This window comes from Flavobacterium sp. HSC-61S13 (assembly GCF_024171535.1).
Classification (GTDB): Bacteria; Bacteroidota; Bacteroidia; order Flavobacteriales; family Flavobacteriaceae; genus Flavobacterium.
Genome location: NZ_JALJZV010000015.1, coordinates 45,405 through 70,719, shown reverse-complemented (window position 1 = coordinate 70,719; position 25,315 = coordinate 45,405). Strand labels below are relative to the sequence as shown.

General features: G+C 36.9%; 27 protein-coding genes. 8 read left to right on the top strand and 19 right to left on the bottom strand.

Annotation, left to right across the window (positions count from 1 at the left end; all coding sequences use genetic code 11):
• Positions 1-36: 36 nt before the first annotated feature.
• On the bottom strand, positions 37-1,374 hold the full coding sequence (locus L1275_RS13320) for an NAD(P)/FAD-dependent oxidoreductase (RefSeq protein ID WP_253474231.1): 1,338 nt from the start codon (positions 1,372-1,374) through the stop codon (positions 37-39).
• Positions 1,375-1,527: 153 nt separating this feature from the next.
• On the opposite strand from L1275_RS13320, the gene L1275_RS13315 reads away from it, so the two are divergent.
• On the top strand, positions 1,528-1,686 hold the full coding sequence (locus L1275_RS13315) for a lmo0937 family membrane protein (RefSeq protein WP_253474228.1): 159 nt from the start codon (positions 1,528-1,530) through the stop codon (positions 1,684-1,686).
• 27 nt (positions 1,687-1,713) lie between these two features.
• Here the strand turns inward: L1275_RS13315 and L1275_RS13310 are convergent, their stop codons facing one another.
• From L1275_RS13310 to L1275_RS13275, 8 genes are all read right to left on the bottom strand, one after another.
• Positions 1,714-2,799 (bottom strand): agmatinase family protein, encoded by a 1,086-nt coding sequence (locus tag L1275_RS13310; protein ID WP_253474225.1) that lies wholly within the window; start codon positions 2,797-2,799, stop codon positions 1,714-1,716.
• Between the two features lie 112 nt (positions 2,800-2,911).
• On the bottom strand, positions 2,912-4,192 hold the full coding sequence (gene kynU / locus L1275_RS13305; protein ID WP_253474222.1) for a kynureninase: 1,281 nt from the start codon (positions 4,190-4,192) through the stop codon (positions 2,912-2,914).
• A gap of 278 nt (positions 4,193-4,470) precedes the next feature.
• Positions 4,471-5,520, bottom strand: a complete 1,050-nt coding sequence (gene queA / locus L1275_RS13300; protein WP_253474219.1) for a tRNA preQ1(34) S-adenosylmethionine ribosyltransferase-isomerase QueA — start codon at positions 5,518-5,520, stop codon at positions 4,471-4,473.
• 98 nt (positions 5,521-5,618) lie between these two features.
• On the bottom strand, positions 5,619-6,866 hold the full coding sequence (locus tag L1275_RS13295; protein ID WP_253474216.1) for a 3-phosphoshikimate 1-carboxyvinyltransferase: 1,248 nt from the start codon (positions 6,864-6,866) through the stop codon (positions 5,619-5,621).
• A 48-nt stretch (positions 6,867-6,914) separates the two neighbouring features.
• Positions 6,915-7,241 (bottom strand): nucleotide pyrophosphohydrolase, encoded by a 327-nt coding sequence (locus tag L1275_RS13290; RefSeq protein WP_253474212.1) that lies wholly within the window; start codon positions 7,239-7,241, stop codon positions 6,915-6,917.
• A 217-nt stretch (positions 7,242-7,458) separates the two neighbouring features.
• Positions 7,459-7,911, bottom strand: coding sequence for a D-aminoacyl-tRNA deacylase (gene dtd, locus L1275_RS13285; RefSeq protein WP_253474209.1), 453 nt, complete (start codon positions 7,909-7,911; stop codon positions 7,459-7,461).
• A 33-nt stretch (positions 7,912-7,944) separates the two neighbouring features.
• On the bottom strand, positions 7,945-8,907 hold the full coding sequence (gene rsgA, locus L1275_RS13280) for a ribosome small subunit-dependent GTPase A (RefSeq protein WP_253474207.1): 963 nt from the start codon (positions 8,905-8,907) through the stop codon (positions 7,945-7,947).
• A 171-nt stretch (positions 8,908-9,078) separates the two neighbouring features.
• Positions 9,079-10,161, bottom strand: a complete 1,083-nt coding sequence (locus L1275_RS13275; RefSeq protein WP_253474205.1) for a chorismate mutase — start codon at positions 10,159-10,161, stop codon at positions 9,079-9,081.
• Between the two features lie 187 nt (positions 10,162-10,348).
• Here L1275_RS13275 and L1275_RS13270 point away from each other — a divergent pair, with 187 nt between their 5' ends.
• From L1275_RS13270 to gldA, 3 genes are all read left to right on the top strand, one after another.
• Positions 10,349-11,185 (top strand): sulfite exporter TauE/SafE family protein, encoded by an 837-nt coding sequence (locus L1275_RS13270; protein ID WP_253474203.1) that lies wholly within the window; start codon positions 10,349-10,351, stop codon positions 11,183-11,185.
• A gap of 4 nt (positions 11,186-11,189) precedes the next feature.
• Complete coding sequence (locus L1275_RS13265; RefSeq protein ID WP_253474201.1) at positions 11,190-11,579, top strand: DUF1634 domain-containing protein; 390 nt, start codon at positions 11,190-11,192, stop codon at positions 11,577-11,579.
• Positions 11,580-11,644: 65 nt separating this feature from the next.
• The gene (gene gldA / locus L1275_RS13260; RefSeq protein WP_253474199.1) at positions 11,645-12,541 is read left to right on the top strand and encodes a gliding motility-associated ABC transporter ATP-binding subunit GldA; all 897 of its coding nucleotides are present in this window, start codon (positions 11,645-11,647) and stop codon (positions 12,539-12,541) included.
• A gap of 47 nt (positions 12,542-12,588) precedes the next feature.
• Here gldA and L1275_RS13255 read toward each other — a convergent pair whose 3' ends face one another.
• Complete coding sequence (locus L1275_RS13255) at positions 12,589-13,188, bottom strand: hypothetical protein (RefSeq protein WP_253474198.1); 600 nt, start codon at positions 13,186-13,188, stop codon at positions 12,589-12,591.
• Between the two features lie 479 nt (positions 13,189-13,667).
• Here L1275_RS13255 and L1275_RS13250 point away from each other — a divergent pair, with 479 nt between their 5' ends.
• Positions 13,668-14,132, top strand: a complete 465-nt coding sequence (locus L1275_RS13250) for an Lrp/AsnC family transcriptional regulator (RefSeq protein ID WP_253474196.1) — start codon at positions 13,668-13,670, stop codon at positions 14,130-14,132.
• Between the two features lie 90 nt (positions 14,133-14,222).
• Here the strand turns inward: L1275_RS13250 and L1275_RS13245 are convergent, their stop codons facing one another.
• The 8 genes from L1275_RS13245 to L1275_RS13210 all read right to left on the bottom strand — a co-directional run bounded on the left by L1275_RS13245 (position 14,223) and on the right by L1275_RS13210 (position 20,082).
• Positions 14,223-14,837 (bottom strand): deoxynucleoside kinase, encoded by a 615-nt coding sequence (locus L1275_RS13245; RefSeq protein ID WP_253474194.1) that lies wholly within the window; start codon positions 14,835-14,837, stop codon positions 14,223-14,225.
• Positions 14,838-15,626 (bottom strand): hypothetical protein, encoded by a 789-nt coding sequence (locus L1275_RS13240; protein ID WP_253474192.1) that lies wholly within the window; start codon positions 15,624-15,626, stop codon positions 14,838-14,840.
• A 9-nt stretch (positions 15,627-15,635) separates the two neighbouring features.
• Positions 15,636-16,121 (bottom strand): dihydrofolate reductase, encoded by a 486-nt coding sequence (locus tag L1275_RS13235; protein ID WP_253474190.1) that lies wholly within the window; start codon positions 16,119-16,121, stop codon positions 15,636-15,638.
• Positions 16,122-16,131: 10 nt separating this feature from the next.
• Positions 16,132-16,497 (bottom strand): 2TM domain-containing protein, encoded by a 366-nt coding sequence (locus L1275_RS13230; protein ID WP_253474188.1) that lies wholly within the window; start codon positions 16,495-16,497, stop codon positions 16,132-16,134.
• A 26-nt stretch (positions 16,498-16,523) separates the two neighbouring features.
• Positions 16,524-17,348, bottom strand: coding sequence for a thymidylate synthase (locus L1275_RS13225; protein ID WP_253474186.1), 825 nt, complete (start codon positions 17,346-17,348; stop codon positions 16,524-16,526).
• A 254-nt stretch (positions 17,349-17,602) separates the two neighbouring features.
• Entirely contained in the window at positions 17,603-18,226 is a 624-nt protein-coding gene (locus tag L1275_RS13220; protein ID WP_253474183.1) for a bifunctional nuclease family protein, read from the bottom strand.
• A gap of 93 nt (positions 18,227-18,319) precedes the next feature.
• Positions 18,320-19,288, bottom strand: coding sequence for an electron transfer flavoprotein subunit alpha/FixB family protein (locus tag L1275_RS13215; RefSeq protein WP_253474181.1), 969 nt, complete (start codon positions 19,286-19,288; stop codon positions 18,320-18,322).
• 47 nt (positions 19,289-19,335) lie between these two features.
• Entirely contained in the window at positions 19,336-20,082 is a 747-nt protein-coding gene (locus tag L1275_RS13210) for an electron transfer flavoprotein subunit beta/FixA family protein (protein WP_253474178.1), read from the bottom strand.
• A gap of 440 nt (positions 20,083-20,522) precedes the next feature.
• Between L1275_RS13210 and L1275_RS13205 the strand changes: the two genes are divergently transcribed.
• From L1275_RS13205 to L1275_RS13195, 3 genes are all read left to right on the top strand, one after another.
• Complete coding sequence (locus L1275_RS13205; RefSeq protein ID WP_253474175.1) at positions 20,523-21,500, top strand: pyruvate dehydrogenase complex E1 component subunit beta; 978 nt, start codon at positions 20,523-20,525, stop codon at positions 21,498-21,500.
• A 61-nt stretch (positions 21,501-21,561) separates the two neighbouring features.
• Positions 21,562-24,045: a DUF5686 and carboxypeptidase-like regulatory domain-containing protein gene (locus tag L1275_RS13200; protein ID WP_253474173.1), complete on the top strand. Its 2,484-nt coding sequence runs from the start codon at positions 21,562-21,564 to the stop codon at positions 24,043-24,045.
• Between the two features lie 95 nt (positions 24,046-24,140).
• Positions 24,141-24,671, top strand: a complete 531-nt coding sequence (locus L1275_RS13195; protein ID WP_253474170.1) for an inorganic diphosphatase — start codon at positions 24,141-24,143, stop codon at positions 24,669-24,671.
• Between the two features lie 40 nt (positions 24,672-24,711).
• On the opposite strand, the gene L1275_RS13190 is transcribed toward L1275_RS13195, so the two are convergent.
• A complete protein-coding gene (locus tag L1275_RS13190) occupies positions 24,712-25,215 on the bottom strand; it encodes a DinB family protein (RefSeq protein WP_253474167.1) in 504 nt (167 codons plus the stop codon).
• Positions 25,216-25,315: the final 100 nt, after the last annotated feature.

Here is a 25,315-nt window from a genome sequence, read left to right as displayed (position 1 = left end):
AAAGATCCGCAGCTTAATTAAGCTGCGGATCTTTCATTACAATTTACTCAATATTAAATTTTCCACTTCTGCAGTTTGCCAGCTCTCAGAAATACCTGGTAGCAACATCACTTCATCCATAATACTTTTTTGATGATCTCCAATTTCCAGAGCTTCGCGATAGGGCTTATGACTAAACGTTACCCGATCATATAACGGCAACCACTTTTGAGGATGACGTGCTGTGAACCATGCCTCAATTTTCTTTCGCAAAAGAAAATCAGGATCTGCTGTTTTGGTACTCATTTCGATAAAATTCCTATAGGACAACTCAGCTATCGCATCGGCATTGGGTTTTCTCAATTGCTCATATTCCTTAAAAATACGCAACCAATCATCGCCGTGTTCCTGGATCAAGTCAAAAAGTTGCGTGATATCTTCAAATCCAGCATTCATACCCTGTCCATAAAAAGGAACTATAGCATGGGCTGCATCACCAATCAGAGCCACTTTATCCTCAAAAGTCCAAGGAAAACATTGCGTAGTTACTAAAGAACTGGTTGGGTTTTTAAAGAAATCCCGAGCCAAATTTGGTATTAACTCTTTGGTGTCTGGAAAAAACTCCTCAAAAAATGCGATGACATCTTTTTCCTCTTTTAGACTTTCGATGGAATATTTACCCTCAAAAGGGATAAACAAAGTACAGGTAAAACTCCCCTCCAAATTCGGTAAGGCAATCAACATAAATTCCCCTCTAGGCCAAATGTGAAAAGAATTTTTATCGATCAGATGTTTTCCCAAGCCATTGGCTTCAATCTTAAGCTCCTTATATCCAATATTCAAAAAATGTTGTTGATAATCAAATCTATTTTGCTTTTGCATGCGATTTCTAACTTTAGAAAAAGCACCATCAGCACCGAATATTTTATCGTATTTCAACTCCTCCCACGGACCTCTTTCCGTCTCTCCTATATATATAATACCCTCTGAAAGTTTGACATCCCAAATTTTCTTCTCGAAGAAAAATTCAACCCCTTCTTTTTCGGTCAAATCGATCATCATACGATTTAATTCTCCTCGAGATATCGAATAGATACTTTCGCCTTCCATTCCATACTTTTGATAGGCGATATCACCTTCAACAGCATGTATGGCTCGTTTATCCATCGGGATAGCAATTTCTCGAATTGCATCACCAATACCCACACCATCCAATGCTTTCCAACCTCGTGTCGACATCGCCAAATTTATGGAACGCCCAGAAAAATCAATTTCCCGGATATCCTCACTGCGGTCAAAAACATGAACCTCATGACCTGCTTTTTTTAAATAAAGGGCCAGTAGACTACCTACTAATCCTGATCCAACTATAGCAATTCTAACTGGTTGTTGCATTTTATCTCGATTAATTATTATTGTTTATTACCTAATTTTAAATACTTTCTAGCGGCTAATTATTAATTAATATTTTTATTAATTGATAATTATTCGTTTTTTCGTCTATTTTTTAATAAATTTACTACTATTACTAATCAAAAAAAATAAGTTATGAAAGATTTAGTTTGGTTAATTGCAGTAATCCTAATTATAGGATGGGCAGTAGGTTATTTTGGTTTTGGAGAGGCTGTGGGTAGTTTTATACACATCTTATTAGTACTGGCAGTTATTGCCATTTTATATCGCCTGATAACAGGGCGCAAATCTTAAAAAAAATCCCCAAACATGGGGATTTTTCTATTTATTGAATAAAATGGGTTGACCTGTTTGCATACCTTGTGATTGCGCAAATGCTCCACACATGTGGAATAAGAGTCGAGCTCCCACATTTCCATCCCAATCGTCATCACCAGGTGCAACTTCCACCAAATCCATTCCAATTATAGTCTTATTTGAACTAGCCAACTTGCTGATAAGGTACGTCGCTTCTTCATAGGACAAGCCTCCTGGTACAGGAGTTCCCGTATTCGGACAATACCAGCGATAAAGCCCATCTATATCAAAACTAATACAAACCTTTTCCGGTAAGGAAGCTATGATTTGATCACATTGATCCTTCCATGATTTCCCCTCAAAAGCAGCAGCCTTTATATCCGAATCTGTATGTACCAATACCCTGTTTCCAGAATTCTTAACCGTTTCTAATTCTTGTTCACAAAAATCGCGTATTCCGACTTGAACAATTTTCGAGACTTGTGGTAATTTTAATGTGTTATACATAATCGACGCATGGGAATAGGTAAAACCTTCATAAGCTTCACGCAAATCCATATGTGCATCAAAATGCAAGATTCCAAAATCTTCGTTTTTAGCCGCTAATGCTTCATAATAACCTAAAGGAGTACTGTGATCCCCTCCTAAGAGTACCACTTTTTTCCCTAAGTTCATCCAATACAGTACGCGATCTTTAACTTGTTCTTTCAGTTGTTTACAAACCTTATTAATCTTGTCAAGATCGGCTTGCAAGGCAGGAAATGTAGAAACATCCTCTCCATTTTCTAAGGCTTCAATAATAGGCTGAGCCATACCCTTATATTCCTCACTATCTGCCGCCCAATTATTAGGAGCATCGTCGTAAAAAATACCTAATTTCCACAATTCCGGATAGGATTGGTGCAACAAATCTACTTGATAAGAAGCCTCTAAAATCGCTTCCGGTCCTTCAGATGCTCCAGCCCCATAACTAACAGTTACTTCCCAAGGCACAGGAATAATAATAATTTCACTTTCTTCAGCAGTAAATGGCAAACCATAAATTGATGCGTCCGCTAATCCTGGCTGTGAAGGATCAAAATTGTCTATTTTGTATTGCTTCGTTGACATTTTATAAAATTGTTTATGCTACAAATTTAGGATTAAATATTGAATTTCATATCAACAAATTCAATACCAAAAGTTGTACTTACTGTAATGGTGAAAATTCGATTTAAAACACTTATGCCTTATTAGCCAGTCCTTTTTTTAATATATTTCCAAAGTGATAAATATCACTGTAAGAAGTGTACAAAGGCACTGGTGCTAAACGGATCACGTTAGGTTCTCTCCAATCTACGATAACCCCTTCTTTCATCAAGTATTCAAACAAAGCTCTTCCTTCTCCATGCAACAACACCGACAATTGACTAGCTCTTTCCAACGGATTCTCTGGTGTGATGATTTCAAAATCACCTCCTACTTCGTCTGCGATATCTTTGAGTACAAATTCCAAATATGCTGTAATACGATCTCTCTTTTCAATGAGTTTCGGCATACCTATTTCATCAAACATCTCAACAGATGCCAAATACGGTGCCAAGGTTAAAACCGGCAAATTACTGATTTGCCAACCGTGTGCACTGCGAATGGGATCGTATTGCGGCTCCATCAAAAAACGACGGTCTTTGTTGTGCCCCCACCAGCCTCCTAAGCGCGGCAAGTCCATATTATTATGGTGTTTTTCGTGGATGAAGCAACCCGAAGCATTACCCGGTCCTGAATTCATGTATTTATAACTACACCAGGCCGCAAAATCAGCTTCCCACTCGTGCAATTTCAATTCTATATTTCCTGCTGCATGTGCCAAATCCCAACCTACATAGGCTTGGTATTTATGCCCTGCTGCGGTAATCGTTTTCATATCTAAAACTTGTCCTGTATAATAGTTAAGCCCACCGATTAATACCAAAGCCAATTCATCACCTACCTCATCGATTTTAGCTAAGATATCTTCCAACCTAAAATTATGCTCCCCTTCTCTACGCTTGACCTCAACGATAGTGTCTTTAGGATCCAAACCGTGAAACTGAACTTGGGTCTGAATTAGATACTGATCACTAGGAAATGCTTTCTCTTCGCAAAGTATTTTATATTTTTTTGCCGTCGGGCGATAAAACGAAGCCATTAACAAATGCAGGTTCACAGTCAAAGTATTCATCACAGTGACCTCTGAAGGTTTTGCTCCAACAATTTTACTTAAGGGCTCACTGAATCTTTCGTGATAATCCCACCACGGTTTGTCCGCATAAAAATGTCCCTCCACCGCTAAATCCGCCCAATCCTTCATTACCTCATCAACATAGGTTACAGCTCGTTTAGGCTGTAATCCCAAAGAGTTTCCCGTAAAATAAATAACTTGTTTACCAGCTACTTTCGGAAAGTTAAACTCCTCTCTATATTTAGCCAAAACATCTTGTTGATCTAAGGCTTCTGCAAATTCAAGCGTATTATCAAATTTCATATCTAGTTTTTTATGGTGTTTTATCCACTGCACTATTATGAAGCCACCAAGGAAATCCACCAAACAGATGGAGCAACCTACTGATTTCATAATAAGCGTTTCAGTTTCGTAAAAATAATGGAGTTTATAGAATTATCAAAGCTAATTCGATTTTAGTTCTAAAAATTAAAAATTAGTAGATCGATGCCTGTCATAATCATAAAGTAGGTCGTGCTTATAAATAAAATAGGGATTGTCTTTTTGAGACAATCCCTATTTTTATACTACCATCAAAGGATTTAGATGATTAACATCGCATCCCCATAAGAGTAGAATTTATATCCTTCTTTTATAGCCTCTTCATAAGCTACTTTCATTAAATCATGTCCACAAAACGCAGAAATCATCATTAACAAGGTTGATTTTGGCATATGAAAGTTAGTTACCATACAATCTGCAATACTAAAATCATATGGAGGAAAGATAAACTTATTGGTCCATCCTTCAAAAGGATTTAAAGTACGGTTTGAAGAAACAGAACTCTCCAAGGCACGCATAGATGTTGTTCCTACGGCACAGATTCTACTTTTTCTTTCCTTAGCAGAGTTGACAATATCACAAGCCTCTTGCGTTACTCTCATCTCTTCAGAATCCATCTTGTGTTTTGACAAATCTTCCACCTCAACCGGATTAAAAGTACCTAATCCAATGTGAAGCGTAACTTCTGCAAACTGAATTCCCTTAATCTCTAATTTTTTCAAAAGGTGTTTTGAAAAGTGTAGACCAGCAGTCGGTGCAGCAACAGCTCCTTCCTCAGATGCATAGATCGTTTGATAACGTTCTGCATCTTCTGGTACCACTTCTCTATTGATGTATTTAGGGATTGGAGTTTCTCCTAATTCCGCTAATTTTTCTCTAAACTCTTCGTAAGAACCGTCATATAAAAAACGCAAGGTTCTTCCTCTTGATGTCGTGTTATCAATTACCTCAGCTACCAACGAATCATCTTCACCGAAATACAATTTATTTCCAATACGAATTTTACGCGCAGGATCTACTAATACATCCCAAAGACGTTGTTCCGCATTTAATTCTCTAAGTAAGAAAACTTCAATTCTAGCACCAGTCTTTTCTTTATTCCCATATAAACGAGCAGGAAAAACTTTGGTATTGTTCAATACCATTACATCCCCTTCGTCAAAATAATCTATTAAATCTTTAAAGAACTTGTGTTCAATTTTTTGAGTTTTACGATTGATTACCATCAGACGTGCTTCATCTCTGTTTTCAGCAGGAAACTCGGCCAATAACTCCTCAGGCAAATTAAAATTAAAATGGGATAACTTCATTCTTATTGAAATTTAATTAAATAATAAAAGATTCCGCTCTTCTATTTTAGTTTGCAAATATACGACCCCAAGATAGGCGTTGTCAAGTGTTTTGCTGTTTATTTTAAATAAGTCGGGTTTGTATCAACAATTGTAGCCTGAAAGCCCAGTGTTTGCAGGTTTTCCCAAAAATCGATAAATGATTTACTAACCACCTCTGCATCCTTAATGGATATTGAAGTTTTTAAGGCTAAAGGAGCAAAAGCCATGGCCATACGATGATCTTGATACGTATCAATAGCAACCCCCGAGATTAATGAACACCCTGCTTCTATTTTTAAACCATCACCATCGATGGAAACTACTGCTCCCAGTTTAGTTAATTCGATTTGTAGGGCAAGCAATCGATCGGTTTCTTTAATTTTCAAAGTATGCAATCCGGATAGTTCACAGCCAATACCCAGTCCGAAACAAGTCACCGCAATGGTTTGAGCCAAATCAGGAGTATCTCTTAAATCTGCTTCAAAGTACTTTACCGATTCCGACTGCTTGATCAAAGTCAAACATTGATCTTGAAACACACTTTTCACACCAAGGGAGCGATAATACGCTACTAATCGAGCATCGCCCTGCAAACTGCGTTCTTGGTAGTTGGATAAGGTGATGGCAGTTCCTACTTCAGCTAAGGCTATGATCGAATAAAAGTAAGAGGCTGAGGACCAATCGGATTCTATTATAATTTCGCTATCAGCTACTTTTGCCTGATAATCAACGCGGACAGTATTATCGACAAACTGATTAGGTATACCCAATTCTGAAAGTACCGATAAGGTCATTTCAATATAGGGTTTAGAGGTGACTTCTCCATTAAAAGTCAGCGTAAGTCCGTTTTCTAACTGAGGAGCAATGAGCAGTAAAGCAGAAATGTATTGACTGCTGATAGCTGGATTTAGGGTGACTTGATTTGCGGTTAATTTTCTACCTGTGATTTTTAGAGGAGGAAAACCCTCTTTCTCCACATATTCAATAGTCGCTCCTAATTGCCTTAATGCTTCTACTAAAATACTGATCGGTCGTTCTTTCATTCTAGAGCTCCCAGTCAACCATACTTGGCGGTTGGGTTGCATAGCGAAATAGGCCGTCAAAAAACGCATAGCCGTACCTGCATGATGAATATCTACTACTTCTTGATCAGCTACTAATCCGTGTTGCATCATCTGACTATCGTCGGAATCCGAAATATTTTGTAAATGAATATTCGGATACAACTTTTGCAAGAGCAAAAGTCGGTTGGTCTGCGACTTACTACCAGACACCCTTATACGCTGATTATTGATGATCGAACTGCGTTGTATATCTACCCTCATAAATCGTTTACTAAGAAAGTATTAAATAAAAAAGAACCTCCAAAAGGTTTACTTTAATTTTTCATTGTTATGATGGCGGTCGTGGTCGCGTTTGGTTTTAAAATCCATTTTTTTATCAAAAGCCTCCTGTAGGTTGACGCCAGTTTGGTTTGCCAAACACAGCACAACAAAAACCACATCAGCCAATTCCTCGCCTAAATCCTTATTTTTGTCGCTTTCTTTTTCAGATTGCTCGCCGTATCTCCTCGCAATAATTCGCGCTACTTCGCCGACTTCCTCTGTCAGTTGAGCCATATTGGTCAATTCATTAAAATAGCGAACTCCGTGTTCTTTGATCCAACGATCTACATCTAACTGTGCGTTTTCTATATTCATTTTGATATTTTATTTTATCGTTTTTTTACCAAATATTTTATTCTTAAAGAACCGATCGTATATCCACATCAACAGGATAAAGATTGCATATTTACCTAGAAAATTAGCGATACAGTAACCATTTAATGCCCATAAACAGGACAAATCATCTGACATAACAGCCGTTAAAATCAAATAGATCAACGTAAATAGCCCATATTTTTTTAAGAAATTCATATTATTCTTTATTTTGGGAGTCTATTAAAATTGTGACCGGCCCGTCATTACATAAATTCACTTTCATATCTGCACCGAAACGACCTGTTTGAACAGTACGTCCCAGATTATCTTGTAATTCTTTGACGAAGGCCTCATAAAGCGGAATAGCAACCTCAGGTCTCGCAGCCTTGATATAGGACGGGCGATTGCCTTTTTTAGTCGCTGCATGTAAAGTAAATTGGCTAACCACCAACAGCTCTCCCTCTATATCTAAAACCGACTTATTCATAACGCCAGCCTCATCATTAAAAATGCGTAAATTGAGAATTTTTGAAGACAACCATTTGACGTCTTCTAAAAGGTCGATTTCTTCAATGCCCACTAAGACTAATAAGCCTGCCTGAATTTCTGCTACTCGCTGTTGATCTATCGTTACACTGGCTTCGGTAACTCGTTGAATGACTACTCTCAATTGGTGAATATTAAATTTTAAACAAAAACTGTATTAAACTTCCCCTTTTCCGTCAGCATAAATATCCGAGCGGTAATGTTCATCATCGCCATCGAGTATTTGGGTATAACTGCGGTATCTGGACCATGCAATCTGATCGTTGTCTAAGGCGTCTTTAACCGCGCAATGCGGTTCTTCGCGATGCAGGCAATTATTAAACTTACAGTCGTTTTTTAAAGCAAAGAATTCCGGAAAGTAATTTCCCACTTCTTGTTTCTCCATATCCACGATACCAAATCCGCGAATACCAGGGGTATCGATGATTTGTGCATCAAAAGACAAGTCAAACATCTCCGCAAAAGTCGTAGTGTGTTGCCCTTGTTGATGCTGTTCGGAAATCACAGCGGTTTTCAGATTTAATGTCGGTTCAATAGCATTGATCAAAGTTGATTTCCCAACTCCAGAATGTCCCGAAAACATAGATACCTTACCAATCATTTTTTCCTTAATAGCATCTAAACCCTTTCTCTCTGAAGCCGATGCTCTTAAACATTCGTAACCGATCTGGGTATAGGTGTGCTGTAAATACAACTGCTCATCTAAAGCTTCGTCATCAAACGTATCGATTTTATTAAATACAATAACCGTTTTAATTCCATAAGCTTCCGCAGTCACTAAAAATCGATCGATAAAACTCGTTGTAGTCACCGGATTATTAATCGTAACCATTAAAAAAACCTGATCGATATTAGATGCAATAATATGTATTTGCTTAGATAGGTTAACTGATTTTCTAACGATATAATTCTTACGTTCAGCGATGGTATGTATCAACCCAGTATGTACATCCGCAGAAGTTTCCAAATCAAATTCCACCAAGTCACCTACCGATATTGGATTGGTACTTTTGATTCCCTTGATTCTAAACTTCCCTTTTATTCTACATTCAATGAATGTTCCATCTTCAGTCTTTACATGATACCAACTTCCCGTCGATTTATAAACAATTCCCTTCATGCAGTTATTTTTTATGGTTAAAACCTGTTAATATAGCCTTTTTATCGTGTTTGTCTTTCTAGCAAAACATTCCTAAACGGTAAATATACAGCAGTTTCCTTTTTTCTATGATTTCACAATCGGTTTACATTACAAATCGGAATTCGATTTTTATAAGCAAACCGCGTTTTATTATTTATTTATAATCTTATCCTGCCTTTGGATGCTCTCTTGATGAATCGCCGCATATACTGCAGTAATAAATTCTTTGGTCAACCCTCTTTGTTCACCTTCTTGTAACATTTTTTCCAAAACGGCAATCCATCTTTGCTGTTGAAAAACGGCCACATTTTTTGTTTTTTTCAAAGCTCCAATCTGATCGGCAATTTGCATTCTCTTTCCCAAGATATTCAAAATTTTGGTATCCATCTCATCGAGTTGCAAACGATGTCGGTTGATCTGCGATAAAAACTCTTCGGTTTCATCGGTTTGATTTCTAACTTTTAAAGCAGCCAATATATGCCCCAATTGTTGTGGCGTCACTTGTTGGGCTGCATCACTCCATGCTTTATCGGGGTCATTATGTGTTTCGATCATCAAGCCATCATAATTCAAATCCAAGGCTTGTTGCGACACTTCTAAAATCCTGTTTCGATCGCCAGTGATATGTGAGGGATCACAGAAAATTGGAATATTGGGCAATTGCGTTTTCAAATCTATAGCGATTTGCCATTCGGGTACATTGCGGTATTTGGTTTTTTCGTAAGTCGAAAAACCTCTATGAACGACGCCAATTTGTGAAATACCGGCATTGATCAAGCGTTCTACTCCTCCTAACCACAATCCCAAATCTGGATTTACTGGATTTTTGATTAATACAATTTTATCCGTTCCCTTTAAACAATCCGCGATCTCTTGCACTGCAAAAGGATTCACCGTTGTTCGAGCACCGATCCAAAGCACATCTATATCGTGTTGCAATGCCAATTCTACGTGTTGTACCGTAGCAATCTCCACCGCAATTTTAAGTCCTGTTTCGCGCTTCACCTCTTGCAACCACTTTAATCCAATGGCTCCAACCCCTTCAAATCCTCCGGGTCTTGTACGAGGTTTCCATATACCAGCCCGAAATACACTGACCTGTTTTGGCAATTGTTTTGCGATGCTCATGACCTGTTCTGGTGTTTCCGCACTACAAGGTCCTGCAATAATCATAGGTTGTCCCGGTTGTTTGAATTCGTCCATCCAGGTTTTTGTGTATGTATCCCTTTCCATAATGCAAATTTAGTATGTATTTCTTTAACAAAGAGCATTTCATCAAATAGTTCTCGCAAAAAGATCGTGGTAAACTGCATTATTTCTTACGAAAAATAGAAACAACATTTTAAAAAGTATTTGATTTTTACGTTTTATTTCTAAAGAATCCTTTAATTTTATTGTTTCTTAAAAAAATTTATCCAAAATGACCCTCTTAACTTTTACATTAATCCTCTTCTTAGGTGCCTTCTTAGCTGGTTTTATAGGCTCGCTATCCGGTTTGGGAGGTGGCATCATCATCATACCGCTGTTGACCGTTTTTTTAAATGTCGATATTCACTACGCCATAGGAACAGCTTTAGTTGCTGTGATTGCCACCTCTTCAGGATCTGCCGCCGCCTATGTCAAAGAGGGGATCACCAATATGCGTTTGGGGATCTTTCTAGAAATTGCAACCACCGCTGGTGCTGTTGTTGGTGCTTTACTTTCAACGGTTGCTCCTACCTCGCTTTTAGCCGTTATATTCGGACTTACCTTAATCTTCACCTCGATCAATTCCCTACGCAAAAAAGAGGAACACTTGGTATTGCAATCTAGTTCCTTAGCCGAGAAACTGCGCTTACCCAGCACCTATCCCGCAGCAGATGGAACAAGAGTAGCCTATGGTACTAAAAATGTTGTCGGTGGATTTAGCATGATGGGTATAGCCGGAATGATGTCGGGATTACTCGGAATTGGTTCCGGTGCTTTTAAAGTCATCGCGATGGATAATATCATGAAAATTCCATTTAAAGTTTCAACCACAACCAGTAATTTTATGATGGGAGTTACGGCAATGGCGAGTTCTGTGATCTATATACAGAAGGGCTATATCGAACCTTCTATTTGTATGCCCGTGGTAGTTGGTGTATTAATTGGAGCGATGACGGGAGCAAAAGTATTGGTTAAAGCAAACACGAAAAAACTGCGTTTGTTCTTTGCTATTCTTATTCTATTTCTAGCTGCCAATATGATTTATAACGGACTAAACGGCAAAATTTAATTTTATGTCACACGAAAAATTTAATGATCAAGATTTTCAATCGATCATCGGAAACTTATTGAGATATGGCGTTTGGATTGCACTAAGTGTTGCCTTAATCGGGGGACTGATCTTTTTGTTAGGCAATCACCAAGAGATGGTTCACTACGACACTTTTACCGAAAACAATCGAAACATCCTAGTCGTTCTACGCGATGTTTTCGAAGGCATAAAGGACGGACAAGGTGAATCGATTATCTTTTTAGGAATATTACTGCTGTTTCTGACACCGGTATTGAGAATCCTCTTATCGCTGATATCCTTTCTCTTAGAAAAAGATTATTTATATGTTTGGATCACACTTATTGTAGTTATTATCATCGGACTGAGTATTTCTTTTGGTTTTTCTCATTAATTGTTGACCAACTGTTTTTTTAAGCCTTCAAAATAATTACATTTGTTTCCAAATCCACGCTAATCATGTCTATAGTAGTTAAGAATATCAGTAAATTTTACGGTGAACAAAAAGCCTTAGATTCCGTTTCATTCTCCATTTCAAGAGGTGAGATTGTTGGTTTTCTAGGTCCCAATGGTGCTGGAAAATCTACCTTAATGAAAATCTTAACCACTTATCTAAACAAGGATGAAGGTTCTGCACAAATCAACGAATATGATTTGGACACGGATACGCGTTCGATACAAAAATCGGTCGGTTATTTGGCTGAACACAACCCCTTGTATCTCGATCTATATGTTAGAGAATATTTAGCCTATAATGCAGACTTGTATAAGGTTGCGACTTCTAGAATTGAAGAGGTCATACAACTAACTGGACTAGAACCGGAATCACATAAAAAGATCGGACAACTCTCCAAGGGATACCGCCAGAGAGTTGGTTTGGCTACAGCTTTATTACACGATCCGGAGGTCTTAATACTCGATGAACCTACAACAGGACTTGACCCCAACCAATTGGTGGAGATCCGCGAACTGATTAAAAACATCGGTAAAGACAAAACCGTTTTTCTTTCCACTCATATTATGCAAGAAGTCGAAGCACTTTGTGAAAGGGTGATCATCATTAAAAAAGGTAAAATTGTCGCTGACGAAAAGCTCGGCAATATGTTGGAACAAAATAGTGAGCAAATTATAGCGGTTGAATTTGACTTTAAAATCGAAGAACAATTCATTCTACGAATCCCGCAATTGGTCCGCGCTAAAAACGTACACGACAATCAGTGGGAACTGACGTTTGAAGCCGGAGAAGACCGAAGATCATTGGTTTATGATTTTGCGCAACAACAGGGCTTGAAAACACTCTCCCTGCATGTGAAAAATAAAAATTTAGAACATTTATTTCGTGAGATAACCCAATAATAGCAAGCTGATTTGCCCATACAGCTATTCGCGGATGGGCAAATAGACTAAAATTGGGTACCAAATTTCTGCTTTTTCCCCTTTCTTATTTGAATTCTATCATAACTCGCCCGCTTTAAAAAATCGGCGCGGGCAATCCCTTGATCAAAAGCAGCTGTTGCCAATTCCAAAGCCCGTTCTACGTCGGCTAAGCTTTTTCCATGATGGTAGATCATGGCAGCATAATATTGATCCAGAGGGTCTATAATAAGCCCCAAACTATCCTTGACTTTTATATGCGACAACCGAATACTATCACGAATCATCACCTGCTCCTGAGCACTGCTAAAAAGGATTTTTTTTAACATCATTCGATCATCCTGATCCGTTTCAAACTGCTCTTTATAAAAGCCGTGTCCAGCTTCTAGTTTCAAATCTGAGAAAGGCCTAATCAAGGCTACTAGAAGTAACAGAAAAGAAATTCCTAGCACTCCATATAAATTAAGATTCCCCTTTCGAATTAGTAGCCTAATGAAGACAATCAGAAAGAAAACAGCAAGAAGTAAAAGAGGCACCGCCCATCCCCAGGCATATTTTAGAACAAAAGAAATTCCAATCAGAAAATAACCGATTAGAAACCAAAATATTTTTAGTTTGTAGTTTCTCATTGTTAGTGTACTATCTATGATTATTTAATTTTTAAACATAAAAAAAATAAAATAAGAATAAAAATAACGACAATAATTTAACATTAAAAAAGTGATAAAAACACCTTTATGGTAGTTCATGATAAAAAACAACCACTGTAAAAAACCAACCTACTGCATCAGTTTTAAAAGTAAGGCACAAGACTAAAATTAGTTCATCTTAACCTTAAGCAGGTTGAGCAAAGAAATTAAAATAGTGCTATCTTTCAAAAAATTAATTTTAACACATTAAAACAATTTCTAACGAATATATGTTTTAAAGATTATTATTCTATAAAATCACAAACACTTAATTACAAAATTTAATCAATTACTGAAAAAGCGACAAAAATCACTTTCTTAAAAAAACTATTACCTTTAATAAAATTATAGGGGATTCATTATCAAGGTATTTTATTGTATTTTTGAAACGAAAACCACCAATTTACAACCAAAAATTTATGACAATACTTGATTCTATTGACAAAAAATTACTTTTTGAGTTACAGATTGACAGCAAGCAATCTATCAAACAACTGGCGGAAAAAGTCAATCTATCCGTAACACCTGTTCATGAGCGTATAAAAAAACTAGAGTCATCCGGCATTATAAAAAACTACTCAGCCATTATTGACCCTACCCTACTGGGAAAGAAGCTGTTGGTATATTGCCAAGTCACATTGGTAAAACATCAAGGAGTTTTATTTGAGGAATTTGAAGAATATGTCGCCAATTTAGAGGAGGTTCTCGAAGCCTCATATATAGCAGGAAGTTATGATTTCCTTTTAAAACTCTTATTAGATGACATGGATGCCTATCAAAACTTTGTGGTAAACAAAATTTCAAAATTAGAGATCATATCACAAATCAGGAGTTCGTTTGTTATCCGCACCATTAAAAACACCTCTATTGTTAATTGCCTATAAAAAAAGAGGGGCTGTCTTCAAAGACAGCCCCTCTTTTTTAGCAATGAACACAACCACTGATTACCGATCGTTGTTTACTGCTTACTCCTATTAAAACAATCCGTTTATTTCAGCATCAATTCGATTGATGATACTACCCAAATCTTCAGGATCATCTACGAAATTTATTTGATCCACATCGATGATTAATAATTTTCCTTTATTATAGGTTTGAATCCACGCTTCATACCGTTCGTTTAAACGATTCAAATATTCAATTGAAATTGAGTTTTCGTAATCACGTCCTCGTTTGTGAATTTGAGCAACTAGATTCGGAATAGAACTCCTAAGGTAAATTAACAGATCTGGCGCTCCAACCAATTCTTCCATCATTTCGAATAGGGAAGTATAGTTTTCATAATCGCGATTTGACATCAAACCCATGGCGTGTAAATTGGGTGCAAAAATATGAGCATCCTCATAAATCGTTCTATCTTGAATGGTTTTGCTACCACTCTGTCTGATTTTTAGAACTTGTCTAAAACGGCTATTTAAAAAGTAGATTTGCAGATTAAAAGACCAACGATCCATTTTGTGATAGAAATCGTCCAAATAAGGGTTATCCACCACATCTTCAAAATGAGGTTCCCACTTATAATGTTTGGCCAATAATTTAGTTAAAGTTGTTTTTCCTGCTCCGATATTTCCAGCGATAGCTATATGCATTTAAGGTAGAGTTATAAGGTAATTTTTAATTTCTAGATCGGTAAAAATACTCAAAATTTGGGTGTTAAAAAAGAATCCTGAAATGCTTTTTTCACCTATTGGCAATTGTTGCTGTACATCGGTTTGTAAATTCAAGTAATAGAGTTGGTTATCGTTTCGATAAATCACCTTGTGTGGGCTGATTATCTGAATGTCTTCGAATGCTGGCAATGGATAGGGCTTGGAGATTTTGCCATAAATATCACTATAATACAGTAGGTTTTCTTCTGAAATCCAATAAAAATAATTTACGTCGGAATGGCGGTATTTAATAGGTTCTGGGAACGGTGTAGTTAGCGAAGTATAGACCAAGCTTTGTACAGCTAGTAATCCCAATTGATTGGTTAACTCATCCCATAGCCACAAGCGATTCTGCGAACTCATACTAACATATCCCGGTTGCAGTTGCGGATGACGCTCTGTAAGCGCAATGGTTTTAATAAGTACCAACTCTTTATCCAACAGCAACACGGTATTAAACCGTTTATAAAAAACACTTAGTTGCATCGGATTGATTGCATCAACCGTAGTTATAGGTCCCAAACTTAAATTTTGAAATTCCTTTTCAGACTCTGCTCTTTTAATCAGAATCACTTGATCTTTGACTAAATAGCTCGATGCAAAAACATCCTTACCCAAAAACAAAGCATCATTTAGTGGCTCGTTGCCCAAATACTGGACTTCGATATTATTCTGTGCCAAAGATGAAAAAGCCAGCAGTAGTGCGAAAAACAATCCCAACTTTTTCATGTTAATTTTTTATTTTCTTACCCAGGTTTGAAAAGTAAATGCCGTGGCGTGTTTTTCATCCTTAGGATGATCAACTTCCGAGAGTAACTGCCAATTTTGCGGATCAATCACAGGAAAAAAAGCGTCTGCCTCATAGGAATCATGAACACGAGTTAATTCAATTTTATCTGCAAAAGGCATGGCTTCATTATAAATCTCCCCGCCACCAATAATATAAACATCCTCTTGAGCTTGGGTCAACCTTAAAGCCGCTTCCATACTATGGACCAAAATACAATCGTCGGGAACCGTATAGTTTGGGTTTCGACTAATGATCACATGTTTTCTATTTGGTAAAGGCTTAGGAAAAGTTTCAAATGTTTTACGTCCCATTATGATATAATGACCCGAAGTTAAACTTTTAAAATGCTTAAAGTCATCTGGTAAATGCCATAGCAAATCCCCGTTTTTCCCTAAAGCATTATTTTCTGCTGCTGCAGCGACCAATATAATCATGATAATACTTTTAGATTTGCGTATCAGAAGAACTCGGGTTCGAAACAGGAAATTGTTTTTCGACTTGACGCTCTAATTCCTCTCTTTTTTTAAGTTGTTTTTCCATCAACTTATCGATCTGAGTACGTTCCCATTTCTTATTCATAAAACGATTGACAATCAACACATTTATGGCATGTAAGACAAAAATCAAAGCCCAAATTGATGTAGCCCATAAGTACCATTTTACCGTGGTATCCTGAACCAAGTATTCATTCGCTATATAAAGAAAAATACTTCCTAGGATAAAAACCACAAAATGAAAAAACAGTTTTTTCTTTTGTTTTACTCGAATACGAGCATCTTCGTACAGTTCGTGTTGTAGTGGATCCATCATGATTTAAAAATTTAAAAATTGTACAATTAAACGGAAACCGCTCCTTTGATCGCAGGATGCGGGTCATAGTTTTCTAAACTGAAATCTTCATATTGAAATGAAAATATATCTTTAACTGCTGGATTGATTCTCATTGTCGGCAAGGCTTTTGGCGTGCGTGACAATTGCAATTCAATTTGTTCGATATGATTGTTATAGATATGTACATCACCAAAAGTATGGATAAAATCGCCATACTGCAGATCACAAACCTGCGCCACCATCATGGCAAACAAAGCATAGGAAGCAATATTAAACGGCACTCCTAAAAAGAGGTCTGCACTGCGTTGATAAAGCTGGCACGATAATTTGCCGTCCGCCACATAAAACTGAAAAAACGAATGACAAGGTGGTAATGCCGCTTTTCCAAGAGCTACGTTTTCAGAAAACGAAAGTGAGGTATCTGGCATTACACTTGGATTCCAAGCTGTAACCATCATTCTTCTGCTGTTGGGATTGGTTTTTAAAGTATCGATTAATTCTTTGATTTGATCAATACCCTCACCATTCCAATTTCTCCACTGATATCCATAAACAGGACCTAGATCTCCATTTTCATCGGCCCATTCATCCCAAATCTTTACGCCATTTTGCTTTAAGTAAGCGATGTTTGTTTCCCCTTTTAGAAACCACAACAACTCGTGAATAATCGATTTTAAATGAACCTTCTTGGTAGTCACTAGTGGAAATCCCTGACTGAGATCAAAGCGCAATTGATGTCCAAAAATACTTTTTGTCCCTGTTCCGGTACGATCACCTTTTTGAGTTCCTCTTTCGACAACTTCTTTAACCAAGTCTAGATATTGTTTCATATGTAGATAATATTTTTACATTTATGATATCCCGGCTGTTTCTAGGGCAAGTTTCAAAAGACAAACCTGACTAGTATAGCCCCATCTTAAATGGATTTCTTTAACTTTAACTGATTTTTAAATCTCTTACTCGATACGAATTCTATTTAAAATGATTCGAAAAAAGCAAACTCCTCTTCGCGTCTAAACTTCCCATTTGACCCTCCCTTACGGGTGATTCACTTGACATTATACCGCCAAAGACAATTGTTTTCTTATAGCTCTCTCTTAGAAACTTCGTCCCTCAATTTTGCTGCCTTTTCATAATCCTCTTTCATCACCGCATTTTCAAGCAACTCATAAAGTTCAGATAAACTATAATGTGCATAGTCACCTTGTTTTACACCTTGTTGCGGTACAGTTTCTTGCTCAAAGTCCGTATCGTCTTCAAGAGGACCGTCGTGTGTCATATCTTCTAATGAGGATGATTTTAATATAATCCCCGCTTTATCTAAAATGTTCTTATAGGTGAAGATAGGAGCAAAAAAGCGAATAGCCAATGCTATGGCATCTGAAGTTCGAGCATCGATAATTTCTTCGATACCATCGCGTTCGCAGATGATACTAGAAAAAAAGATACCATCTACCAATTTATGAATAATGACCTGTTTGACAACGATATCAAATCGATCTGCGAAATTTTTAAACAAATCATGTGTTAAAGGTCGAGGAGGTTTGATCTCTTTCTCGATGGCAATAGCAATCGATTGCGCCTCAAAGGCACCAATAACAATAGGTAATTTACGTTCCCCTTCTACTTCATTTAAGATCAAAGCATATGCTCCATTCTGAGTATGGCTATACGAAATCCCTTTTATACTAAGCTTTACTAAACTCATAGTTATTATTTATAATCACAACAAAGGGCTGTCAAACAAAGATAGTAATTTCTTCATTTAGACAGCCCTTTTATATAAGAGTAAATTGAAAATCTAAGAATTCTTAGCTTTGAATTCTTTTAATTTTTCAATTAATTTTGGTACTATTTCAAAAGCATCACCTACAACACCATAGTCAGCAACTTTAAAGAAAGGCGCTTCAGCGTCAGAGTTAATTACTACTTTCACTTTAGAAGCATTGATTCCTGCAATATGCTGAATCGCTCCAGAAATACCAATTGCAATATACAAATTGGCTGCCACAGGTTTTCCTGTTTGTCCTACGTGTTCTTCGTGAGGTCTCCAATCCAAATCAGAAACTGGTTTAGAACAAGCAGTTGCCGCTCCTAAAACAGAAGCCAACTCTTCGATCATACCCCAGTTTTCCGGTCCTTTTAAACCACGTCCAGCAGATACCACAATATCCGCATCTGCAATAGTTACTTTACCACTCGTTTTCTCAACATGCTCTACTTTTAAAGTAAAATCAGCATTGTTTAAAGACGGAGCAAAATCTTCTGCAACAGCAGGACCGTTACTTTCAACCAATCCAAAAGAGTTTTTACCTAAAGCAATAACTTTAATATCCGAATTGATTTCTGTATGATTAAACGCTTTATTAGAAAAAGCCGTTCTCTTTACAACAAAAGGACTAGTACTCTCTGGTAAAGCAACAACATTAGACGCATAACCCGCATCTAAACCTACTGCTAAAATTGGAGCTAAATACAAACTATCTGTAGTCGATGATAACACCACTAATTTTGTTCCTTCTTTTTGAGCTGCTTGTTTGATCACATCAGCGTAAGCTTTGGCATTAAATGCTTTCAATTGCTCATTCGTAACCTTTAAAACTTTATCTACACCGTAGTTAGCTAATTCACTAACATCTGATATATTTACAGCCACTGCAGTAACGGTAGTTCCCATCGTTTCTGCTACTTTCTTAGCATAAGACGCTAACTCTAAAGCTACTTTTTTAAATTTTCCTTCTGCTGATTCAGCATATATTAAAATAGACATATTCTTAATTTTAATGATGGTATAATTATTTTTTACTTAAATTTAGATTAGATCACTTTTGCTTCGTTGTGCAACAAGTTTACTAGTTCATCTAAATTATCCGGGCTAACCAATTTCACAGCGGATTTTGGAGCTGGTTTTTCAAATCGAATCACTTTAGTCGCAGCAACAGTACCAATTGGCTCAACAATCGTTAAAGCCTTAGTTCTAGCTGTCATAATACCACGCATGTTTGGTATTCTTAAGTCCTTCTCTTCTACTATACCTTTTTGACCACCTACTACCAAAGGTAAGTTTGCAGCAATCGTTTCTTTTCCACCATCGATTTCTCTAATAGCCTTAGCTGATGTACCATCAACCTCTAATCCAATACATGAATTAACAAAATCATATCCTAAAAGTGAAGCCAACATTCCTGGAACCATAGCTCCATTATAATCTAAGGACTCCTTACCAGCAATAACCAAATCAAACGATCCGTTTTTTACTACTTCCGCCAATTGCTTCGCTACAAACAAACCATCTGTAGGAACTGCATTAACACGAATAGCCTCATCTGCTCCTATAGCTAATGCTTTTCTAAGTGTAGCCTCAGTTTCTGGACCACCTACATTCACTACAGTTACTTGTGCACCTTGTTTTTCTTTAAACCAAATTGCACGTGTCAAACCAAACTCATCATTGGGATTCACAACAAATTGAACACCGTTAGTATCAAACTCTGAATCACCATTCACAAAATTAATCTTGGAAGTAGTATCAGGCACATGGCTGATGCAAACTAATATTTTCATTATATATACGTTTATGTGTTTTACAATTTTCTTGGAACGAAAATAATAATTTATTTTTAAATATTTACTATGCAAGCATATAAAATATTTTTAGAACGCCTATTTACAAGAACTGCGAGCTCATCCAATTATTGACTTACCTTAACTTTTCCCTAGAATATTTCGCTAAAAAAGCCATTTAGCAAACCATTTCCTTTTATATAATATACAACATAATATCAAATTAAACAAGAATAATGCGGTGTTTTTGCATTTCAATTTAGCGGAAAAAGAATAAATCAACGTGGAGTCACTGCTTTTAAAATCTATTTATAAAAAAAACATTTTTATTTCACGTATAGTTAACACGAACTCAGCGATAAGGACTGTCATATTTGTAGGATTAATAAATTTATTTATTTATTTTTGTCAACCTTATAAATTACGGAAACAGAAAAATTATGAGAACGATTCAATTTAGAGAAGCGATATGTGAAGCGATGAGCGAAGAAATGCGCCGCGACGAAACGATATATTTAATGGGTGAAGAAGTTGCAGAATACAACGGGGCTTACAAAGCTTCAAAAGGTATGCTTGACGAATTCGGTCCGAAAAGAGTTATTGACACCCCGATTGCTGAATTGGGATTTGCTGGTATAGCTGTAGGATCTGCCATGAATGGTAACCGCCCTATTGTTGAGTTTATGACTTTCAACTTCTCCTTAGTTGGAATCGATCAGATCATCAACAATGCAGCAAAAATGCGTCAGATGTCTGGCGGACAATTTCCAATGCCTATAGTTTTTAGAGGTCCAACTGCTTCAGCAGGACAATTGGGAGCGACACACTCTCAGGCTTTTGAAAACTGGTTTGCAAACACTCCTGGTTTAAAGGTCGTAGTTCCTTCAAACCCTTATGATGCAAAGGGATTATTAAAAGCCGCAATTAGAGATAACGATCCTGTGATCTTTATGGAATCGGAACAAATGTATGGAGACAAGGGAGAAGTTCCTGAAGGCGAGTACATCATTCCATTAGGCGTAGCCGAAATCAAAAGAGAAGGAACCGATGTAACTATCGTTTCATTTGGGAAAATCATCAAGGAAGCCTATATTGCTGCAGAAGCGTTAGCTAAAGACGGCATATCTTGTGAGATCATTGACCTAAGAACGGTTCGTCCTATGGATCACGCTACTATTTTAAAATCTGTCAAAAAAACAAATCGTTTGGTAGTTTTAGAAGAGGCTTGGCCATTCGGAAGTGTTGCTTCTGAAATCACTTATATCGTACAAGAGCAAGCTTTCGATTATTTAGATGCACCAATCCAAAGAATTACAACTGCAGATACTCCTGCGCCTTATTCACCAGAACTTTTAAGAGAATGGTTACCAAACTCTGAAGATGTTATTAAAGCCGTGAAAAAAGTCGCATACAAATAACAAAATTACCTTATCTTTGAAACTCCATCTTTTTGATGGAGTTTTTTTTATTGCTACAACTATGAAAAAGGTAATCATTCTATTGATCATTGCTTTTTGTTGCCCTATTGTATCATTTGCTCAAACAAAAGCCAGTGGACAGATTAAGGATAAAAACAACGAAGCCGTTCCCTACTCTAGCGTTTATTTCAAAAACTCAACTCAAGGCGTAATCGCTAACGAATCGGGGAAATTCTATTTAGAATCTCAGAAGGATTACGATACTTTGGTGATCAGCTTCATCGGTTATAAAACCAAGGAAGTACTATTGCCAAAAAGCACGAATCTGGACTTAAAAGTCACTCTTGAAGAGGACAATCTTTTGGCTGAAGTAAAAATATATACTGGAAAAACCTCCAAAAAAGACAATCCCGCTTTAGACATTCTTCGTAAAATATGGGCTCGAAAAAAACAAAACGGGCTCCATATGTTTAAACAATACGAATATGAGAAGTATGAAAAAGTAGAATTTGACATGAATTCTATCGATAGTGCTTTTACAAAAAAGAGAATTTTTAAAGGCATGGAATTTATTTTTGACCACGTCGACACCTCAAGTATTACGGGTAAAACTTACCTGCCTATTTTCATCAATGAAAAACTTAGCAATGTCTACGGAGACAATGTAAGATCTAAAAGCATTGAAAAAACTTCTGCCAACAAAAATTCGGGTTTTAACACCAATCAGCATATCATCGCCTTTATCAAAGACCTTTATGCCGATTACGATATTTACAACAACTACCTGAAGTTTTTTGATAAGGATTTTATCAGCCCACTGTCGAGAACCGGTATTAACGTATACAATTATATTTTAGCAGACAGTGCGTATATCGATAACAAATGGTGTTATAATATTGTGTACTATCCACGCAGAAAAAACGAGTTGACATTTAAGGGAGACTTTTGGGTCAACGACAGTACTTTTGCCATCAAAAAAATCAACCTTGAAGCTAGTAAAGGTGCCAACATCAACTGGGTAAAAGACATCTATATCGAACAGGAATTTGACGTGTTAAACGACTCGGTTTTTCTATTGACAAAAGATTATATGATGTCTGATTTTAGTCTTTCCAAAAAAGAAAAATCAAAGGGAGTTTACGGAAAACGAACGACCTTATTTAGAAATCACGTCTTCGACAAAGAGAAGGAGGAAAAGTTTTATAAGGAAGAAGTCAACGACTACAACGAATCCATCTATACCAAATCTGATGAATTTTGGCAGGAATATCGCTTTGAACCTTTAAGCAAAGATGAATTAGGTATTTATAAAATGCTCGACACCCTACAAACGGTTCGACGTTTTAAACAGTTATTTTCATTGGGTACCGTTTTAGCCAGCGAATACATACAAGTCGGCAAATTTGATTACGGACCGATCTTCTCTTCTTTTGGATACAATGATGTTGAGGGCATCCGTTTGCGAACAGGCGGACGAACCTATTTTGGACCTAATGACAAATGGCGTCTTGAAGGCTATACCGCCTATGGATTTAAAGACGGTCAATTTAAGTACGGCCTTTCGGGAAAGATATTATTGAATACCCCAAATCGACTTATTCTCTACGGAGGTAATCGTCGCGATATTGAACAGATTGGAGTCAGCCTAACGGAAACCAATAATATATTAGGACGTAGTTTTGCTTCGAGTTCGCTATTTGCCAGTGGAGACAACTCTAAGTTAACCTCGATCAACCTATCGACTTTAGGGCTCGAAATTGAACCGGTTAAAAACTTAAAGTTTTCCTCAACCTTTAGTTTCCGCACACTCAAATCAGCCTCTGAAACCTTTAGTTTAGACTATTATATCGACAAGGACAACGGTATTACCAAAAGCAATGTAACTCAATCTGAAGTTAGCTTATCCATAGACTACACTCCGAATCGACGAACCATAGGCGTTGGGGTTGACAGAACAGATGTTGACGCTAATTATTCTCATTTATTCCTGAATTTCAGTCAGGGATTGCAAGGGGTTTTCAACAGTGATTTTGACTACCAAAGATTGCAATTTTATTATAGACAACCTTTGCTACTCGGTGGATTTGGCCGACTGACTACAACTTTTGAAACAGGTAAAACCTTTGGCGAAGTTCCTTTAGGTTTATTAAACGTAGTACCGGGTAATCAATCGTATTTCTTGATTGATAACGCTTATAGCTTGATGAATTATTACGAATTCGTCACAGACGAATATGTATCATTACACCTCGAACACAACTTTAACGGCCGATTGTTCTCTAGAATACCGTATTTACGAGACCTAAACCTACGCGAAATCGTTGGAATTAGAGGAGTATACGGTCGTATATCCGACGAAAACATCGCTCTTAATGCTTCTAACATCACATATAGAGCTCCCGAGGACGTGTACTGGGAATATCATGTCGGCGTGGGCAACATCTTTAAATTCTTTAGAATCGACTTTTCTTGGAGAGGCAGTTATCTCGATTTACCTGAGGCAAAACGATTTGGAGTTAAAGGATCTTTTGGGTTCTATTTCTAACAATTAACTAATATTGACTTTAAAGCTTGGTATAAAGTAGGATTTAACTTATTTTTGCACTCCAATTATAAGATGAAGAAATAAAGACATTATATATGAATAATAATTTTGAAAGTTTCGACGCTTTTGTCGAAATCCCTACAGGAAGTAGAAATAAATACGAATACGATTTTGACCTTAAAAGATTGCGTTTTGATCGCCTTTTATATTCTGCTATGAGATATCCTGCTGATTATGGTTTTATACCAGAAACCTTGGCTTTAGACGGAGATCCTTTAGACGTATTGGTATTGGTTACAGAACCTACTATCCCAGGATTGGTAGTTGAAGTAAAGCCAGTAGGTATTTTTTATATGGAAGACGACAAAGGACCTGATGAAAAAATTCTTTGTGTACCTGTTTCTGATCCAATCATGAACAAACTGAACGATATTCAGGATGTTAATGAACATTTCAAAAAAGAAGTAGAACACTTCTTCAAAGTATATAAAGACTTGGAAAGCAAAAAAGTAATCACGAACGGATTTGGAGATAAAGCAGCAGCGATTGCTATGATCAAAGAATGCACAGATCGTTTTGACAATCTAGAAAACAAACCGGAAGGCTTATTTAGCATCCGTTTTTAATACAAAAAAAAGAGCTATCCATTCAGATAGCTCTTTTTTTTTACTCCTTAAGATATCGGTCCAGAATTACATCCATATGATGCAAACTGTGACCTCCTATTACAAATCCAATATCACCTACAGAAATCTGGTTTGTCGCGATTACTCCAGTCTTTTGCAAGTCCACTTCTTCAAAACCATCATACATCAAACGAATACTCTCCATTAATAAGATGTATTCATACATCAGTGCTTCACCACTTTTATGAATAACTGTCGCTTGCGCAGCATACGCATTTTCATCAAACCCAAATAAAGGATTTGGATCTTGACGGGCTATATGAAGAGCGCGATAACTAAAAATGCGTTCGCAATCGATACAATGCTGAATGACTTGCTTTATACTCCATTTCTCCTCGGCATATTTGTAATTCCATTTATCCACAGCAGAAACGATTTCCAGTATTTTCTTCACCACATTAATCCGGTCAACCAAAACACTTTGAACGGTTTTATTTTCAAATCTAGAGATATAGTTAACGTATAACGGATTCGTTGTCATCATTTCAGAAGGTTTATTCTATAAATATCCGAGAAAAATATAAAAGAAAAAAACTTTGTTGCAACAATAACCGCAAGCATCTATTCTTTTTAAAACCGACCAA

Excerpts from the sequence above, each read along its gene's own strand:
- L1275_RS13320 (WP_253474231.1), bottom strand. The coding sequence starts at position 1,374 with ATGCAACAACCAGTTAGAATTGCTATAGTTGGATCAGGATTAGTAGGT.
- L1275_RS13315 (WP_253474228.1), top strand. The coding sequence starts at position 1,528 with ATGAAAGATTTAGTTTGGTTAATTGCAGTAATCCTAATTATAGGATGG.
- L1275_RS13310 (WP_253474225.1), bottom strand. The coding sequence starts at position 2,799 with ATGTCAACGAAGCAATACAAAATAGACAATTTTGATCCTTCACAGCCA.
- kynU (WP_253474222.1), bottom strand. The coding sequence starts at position 4,192 with ATGAAATTTGATAATACGCTTGAATTTGCAGAAGCCTTAGATCAACAA.
- queA (WP_253474219.1), bottom strand. The coding sequence starts at position 5,520 with ATGAAGTTATCCCATTTTAATTTTAATTTGCCTGAGGAGTTATTGGCC.
- L1275_RS13295 (WP_253474216.1), bottom strand. The coding sequence starts at position 6,866 with ATGAGGGTAGATATACAACGCAGTTCGATCATCAATAATCAGCGTATA.
- L1275_RS13290 (WP_253474212.1), bottom strand. The coding sequence starts at position 7,241 with ATGAATATAGAAAACGCACAGTTAGATGTAGATCGTTGGATCAAAGAA.
- rsgA (WP_253474207.1), bottom strand. The coding sequence starts at position 8,907 with ATGAAGGGAATTGTTTATAAATCGACGGGAAGTTGGTATCATGTAAAG.
- L1275_RS13275 (WP_253474205.1), bottom strand. The coding sequence starts at position 10,161 with ATGGAAAGGGATACATACACAAAAACCTGGATGGACGAATTCAAACAA.
- L1275_RS13270 (WP_253474203.1), top strand. The coding sequence starts at position 10,349 with ATGACCCTCTTAACTTTTACATTAATCCTCTTCTTAGGTGCCTTCTTA.
- L1275_RS13265 (WP_253474201.1), top strand. The coding sequence starts at position 11,190 with ATGTCACACGAAAAATTTAATGATCAAGATTTTCAATCGATCATCGGA.
- gldA (WP_253474199.1), top strand. The coding sequence starts at position 11,645 with ATGTCTATAGTAGTTAAGAATATCAGTAAATTTTACGGTGAACAAAAA.
- L1275_RS13255 (WP_253474198.1), bottom strand. The coding sequence starts at position 13,188 with ATGAGAAACTACAAACTAAAAATATTTTGGTTTCTAATCGGTTATTTT.
- L1275_RS13250 (WP_253474196.1), top strand. The coding sequence starts at position 13,668 with ATGACAATACTTGATTCTATTGACAAAAAATTACTTTTTGAGTTACAG.
- L1275_RS13245 (WP_253474194.1), bottom strand. The coding sequence starts at position 14,837 with ATGCATATAGCTATCGCTGGAAATATCGGAGCAGGAAAAACAACTTTA.
- L1275_RS13240 (WP_253474192.1), bottom strand. The coding sequence starts at position 15,626 with ATGAAAAAGTTGGGATTGTTTTTCGCACTACTGCTGGCTTTTTCATCT.
- L1275_RS13235 (WP_253474190.1), bottom strand. The coding sequence starts at position 16,121 with ATGATTATATTGGTCGCTGCAGCAGCAGAAAATAATGCTTTAGGGAAA.
- L1275_RS13230 (WP_253474188.1), bottom strand. The coding sequence starts at position 16,497 with ATGATGGATCCACTACAACACGAACTGTACGAAGATGCTCGTATTCGA.
- L1275_RS13225 (WP_253474186.1), bottom strand. The coding sequence starts at position 17,348 with ATGAAACAATATCTAGACTTGGTTAAAGAAGTTGTCGAAAGAGGAACT.
- L1275_RS13220 (WP_253474183.1), bottom strand. The coding sequence starts at position 18,226 with ATGAGTTTAGTAAAGCTTAGTATAAAAGGGATTTCGTATAGCCATACT.
- L1275_RS13215 (WP_253474181.1), bottom strand. The coding sequence starts at position 19,288 with ATGTCTATTTTAATATATGCTGAATCAGCAGAAGGAAAATTTAAAAAA.
- L1275_RS13210 (WP_253474178.1), bottom strand. The coding sequence starts at position 20,082 with ATGAAAATATTAGTTTGCATCAGCCATGTGCCTGATACTACTTCCAAG.
- L1275_RS13205 (WP_253474175.1), top strand. The coding sequence starts at position 20,523 with ATGAGAACGATTCAATTTAGAGAAGCGATATGTGAAGCGATGAGCGAA.
- L1275_RS13200 (WP_253474173.1), top strand. The coding sequence starts at position 21,562 with ATGAAAAAGGTAATCATTCTATTGATCATTGCTTTTTGTTGCCCTATT.
- L1275_RS13195 (WP_253474170.1), top strand. The coding sequence starts at position 24,141 with ATGAATAATAATTTTGAAAGTTTCGACGCTTTTGTCGAAATCCCTACA.
- L1275_RS13190 (WP_253474167.1), bottom strand. The coding sequence starts at position 25,215 with ATGATGACAACGAATCCGTTATACGTTAACTATATCTCTAGATTTGAA.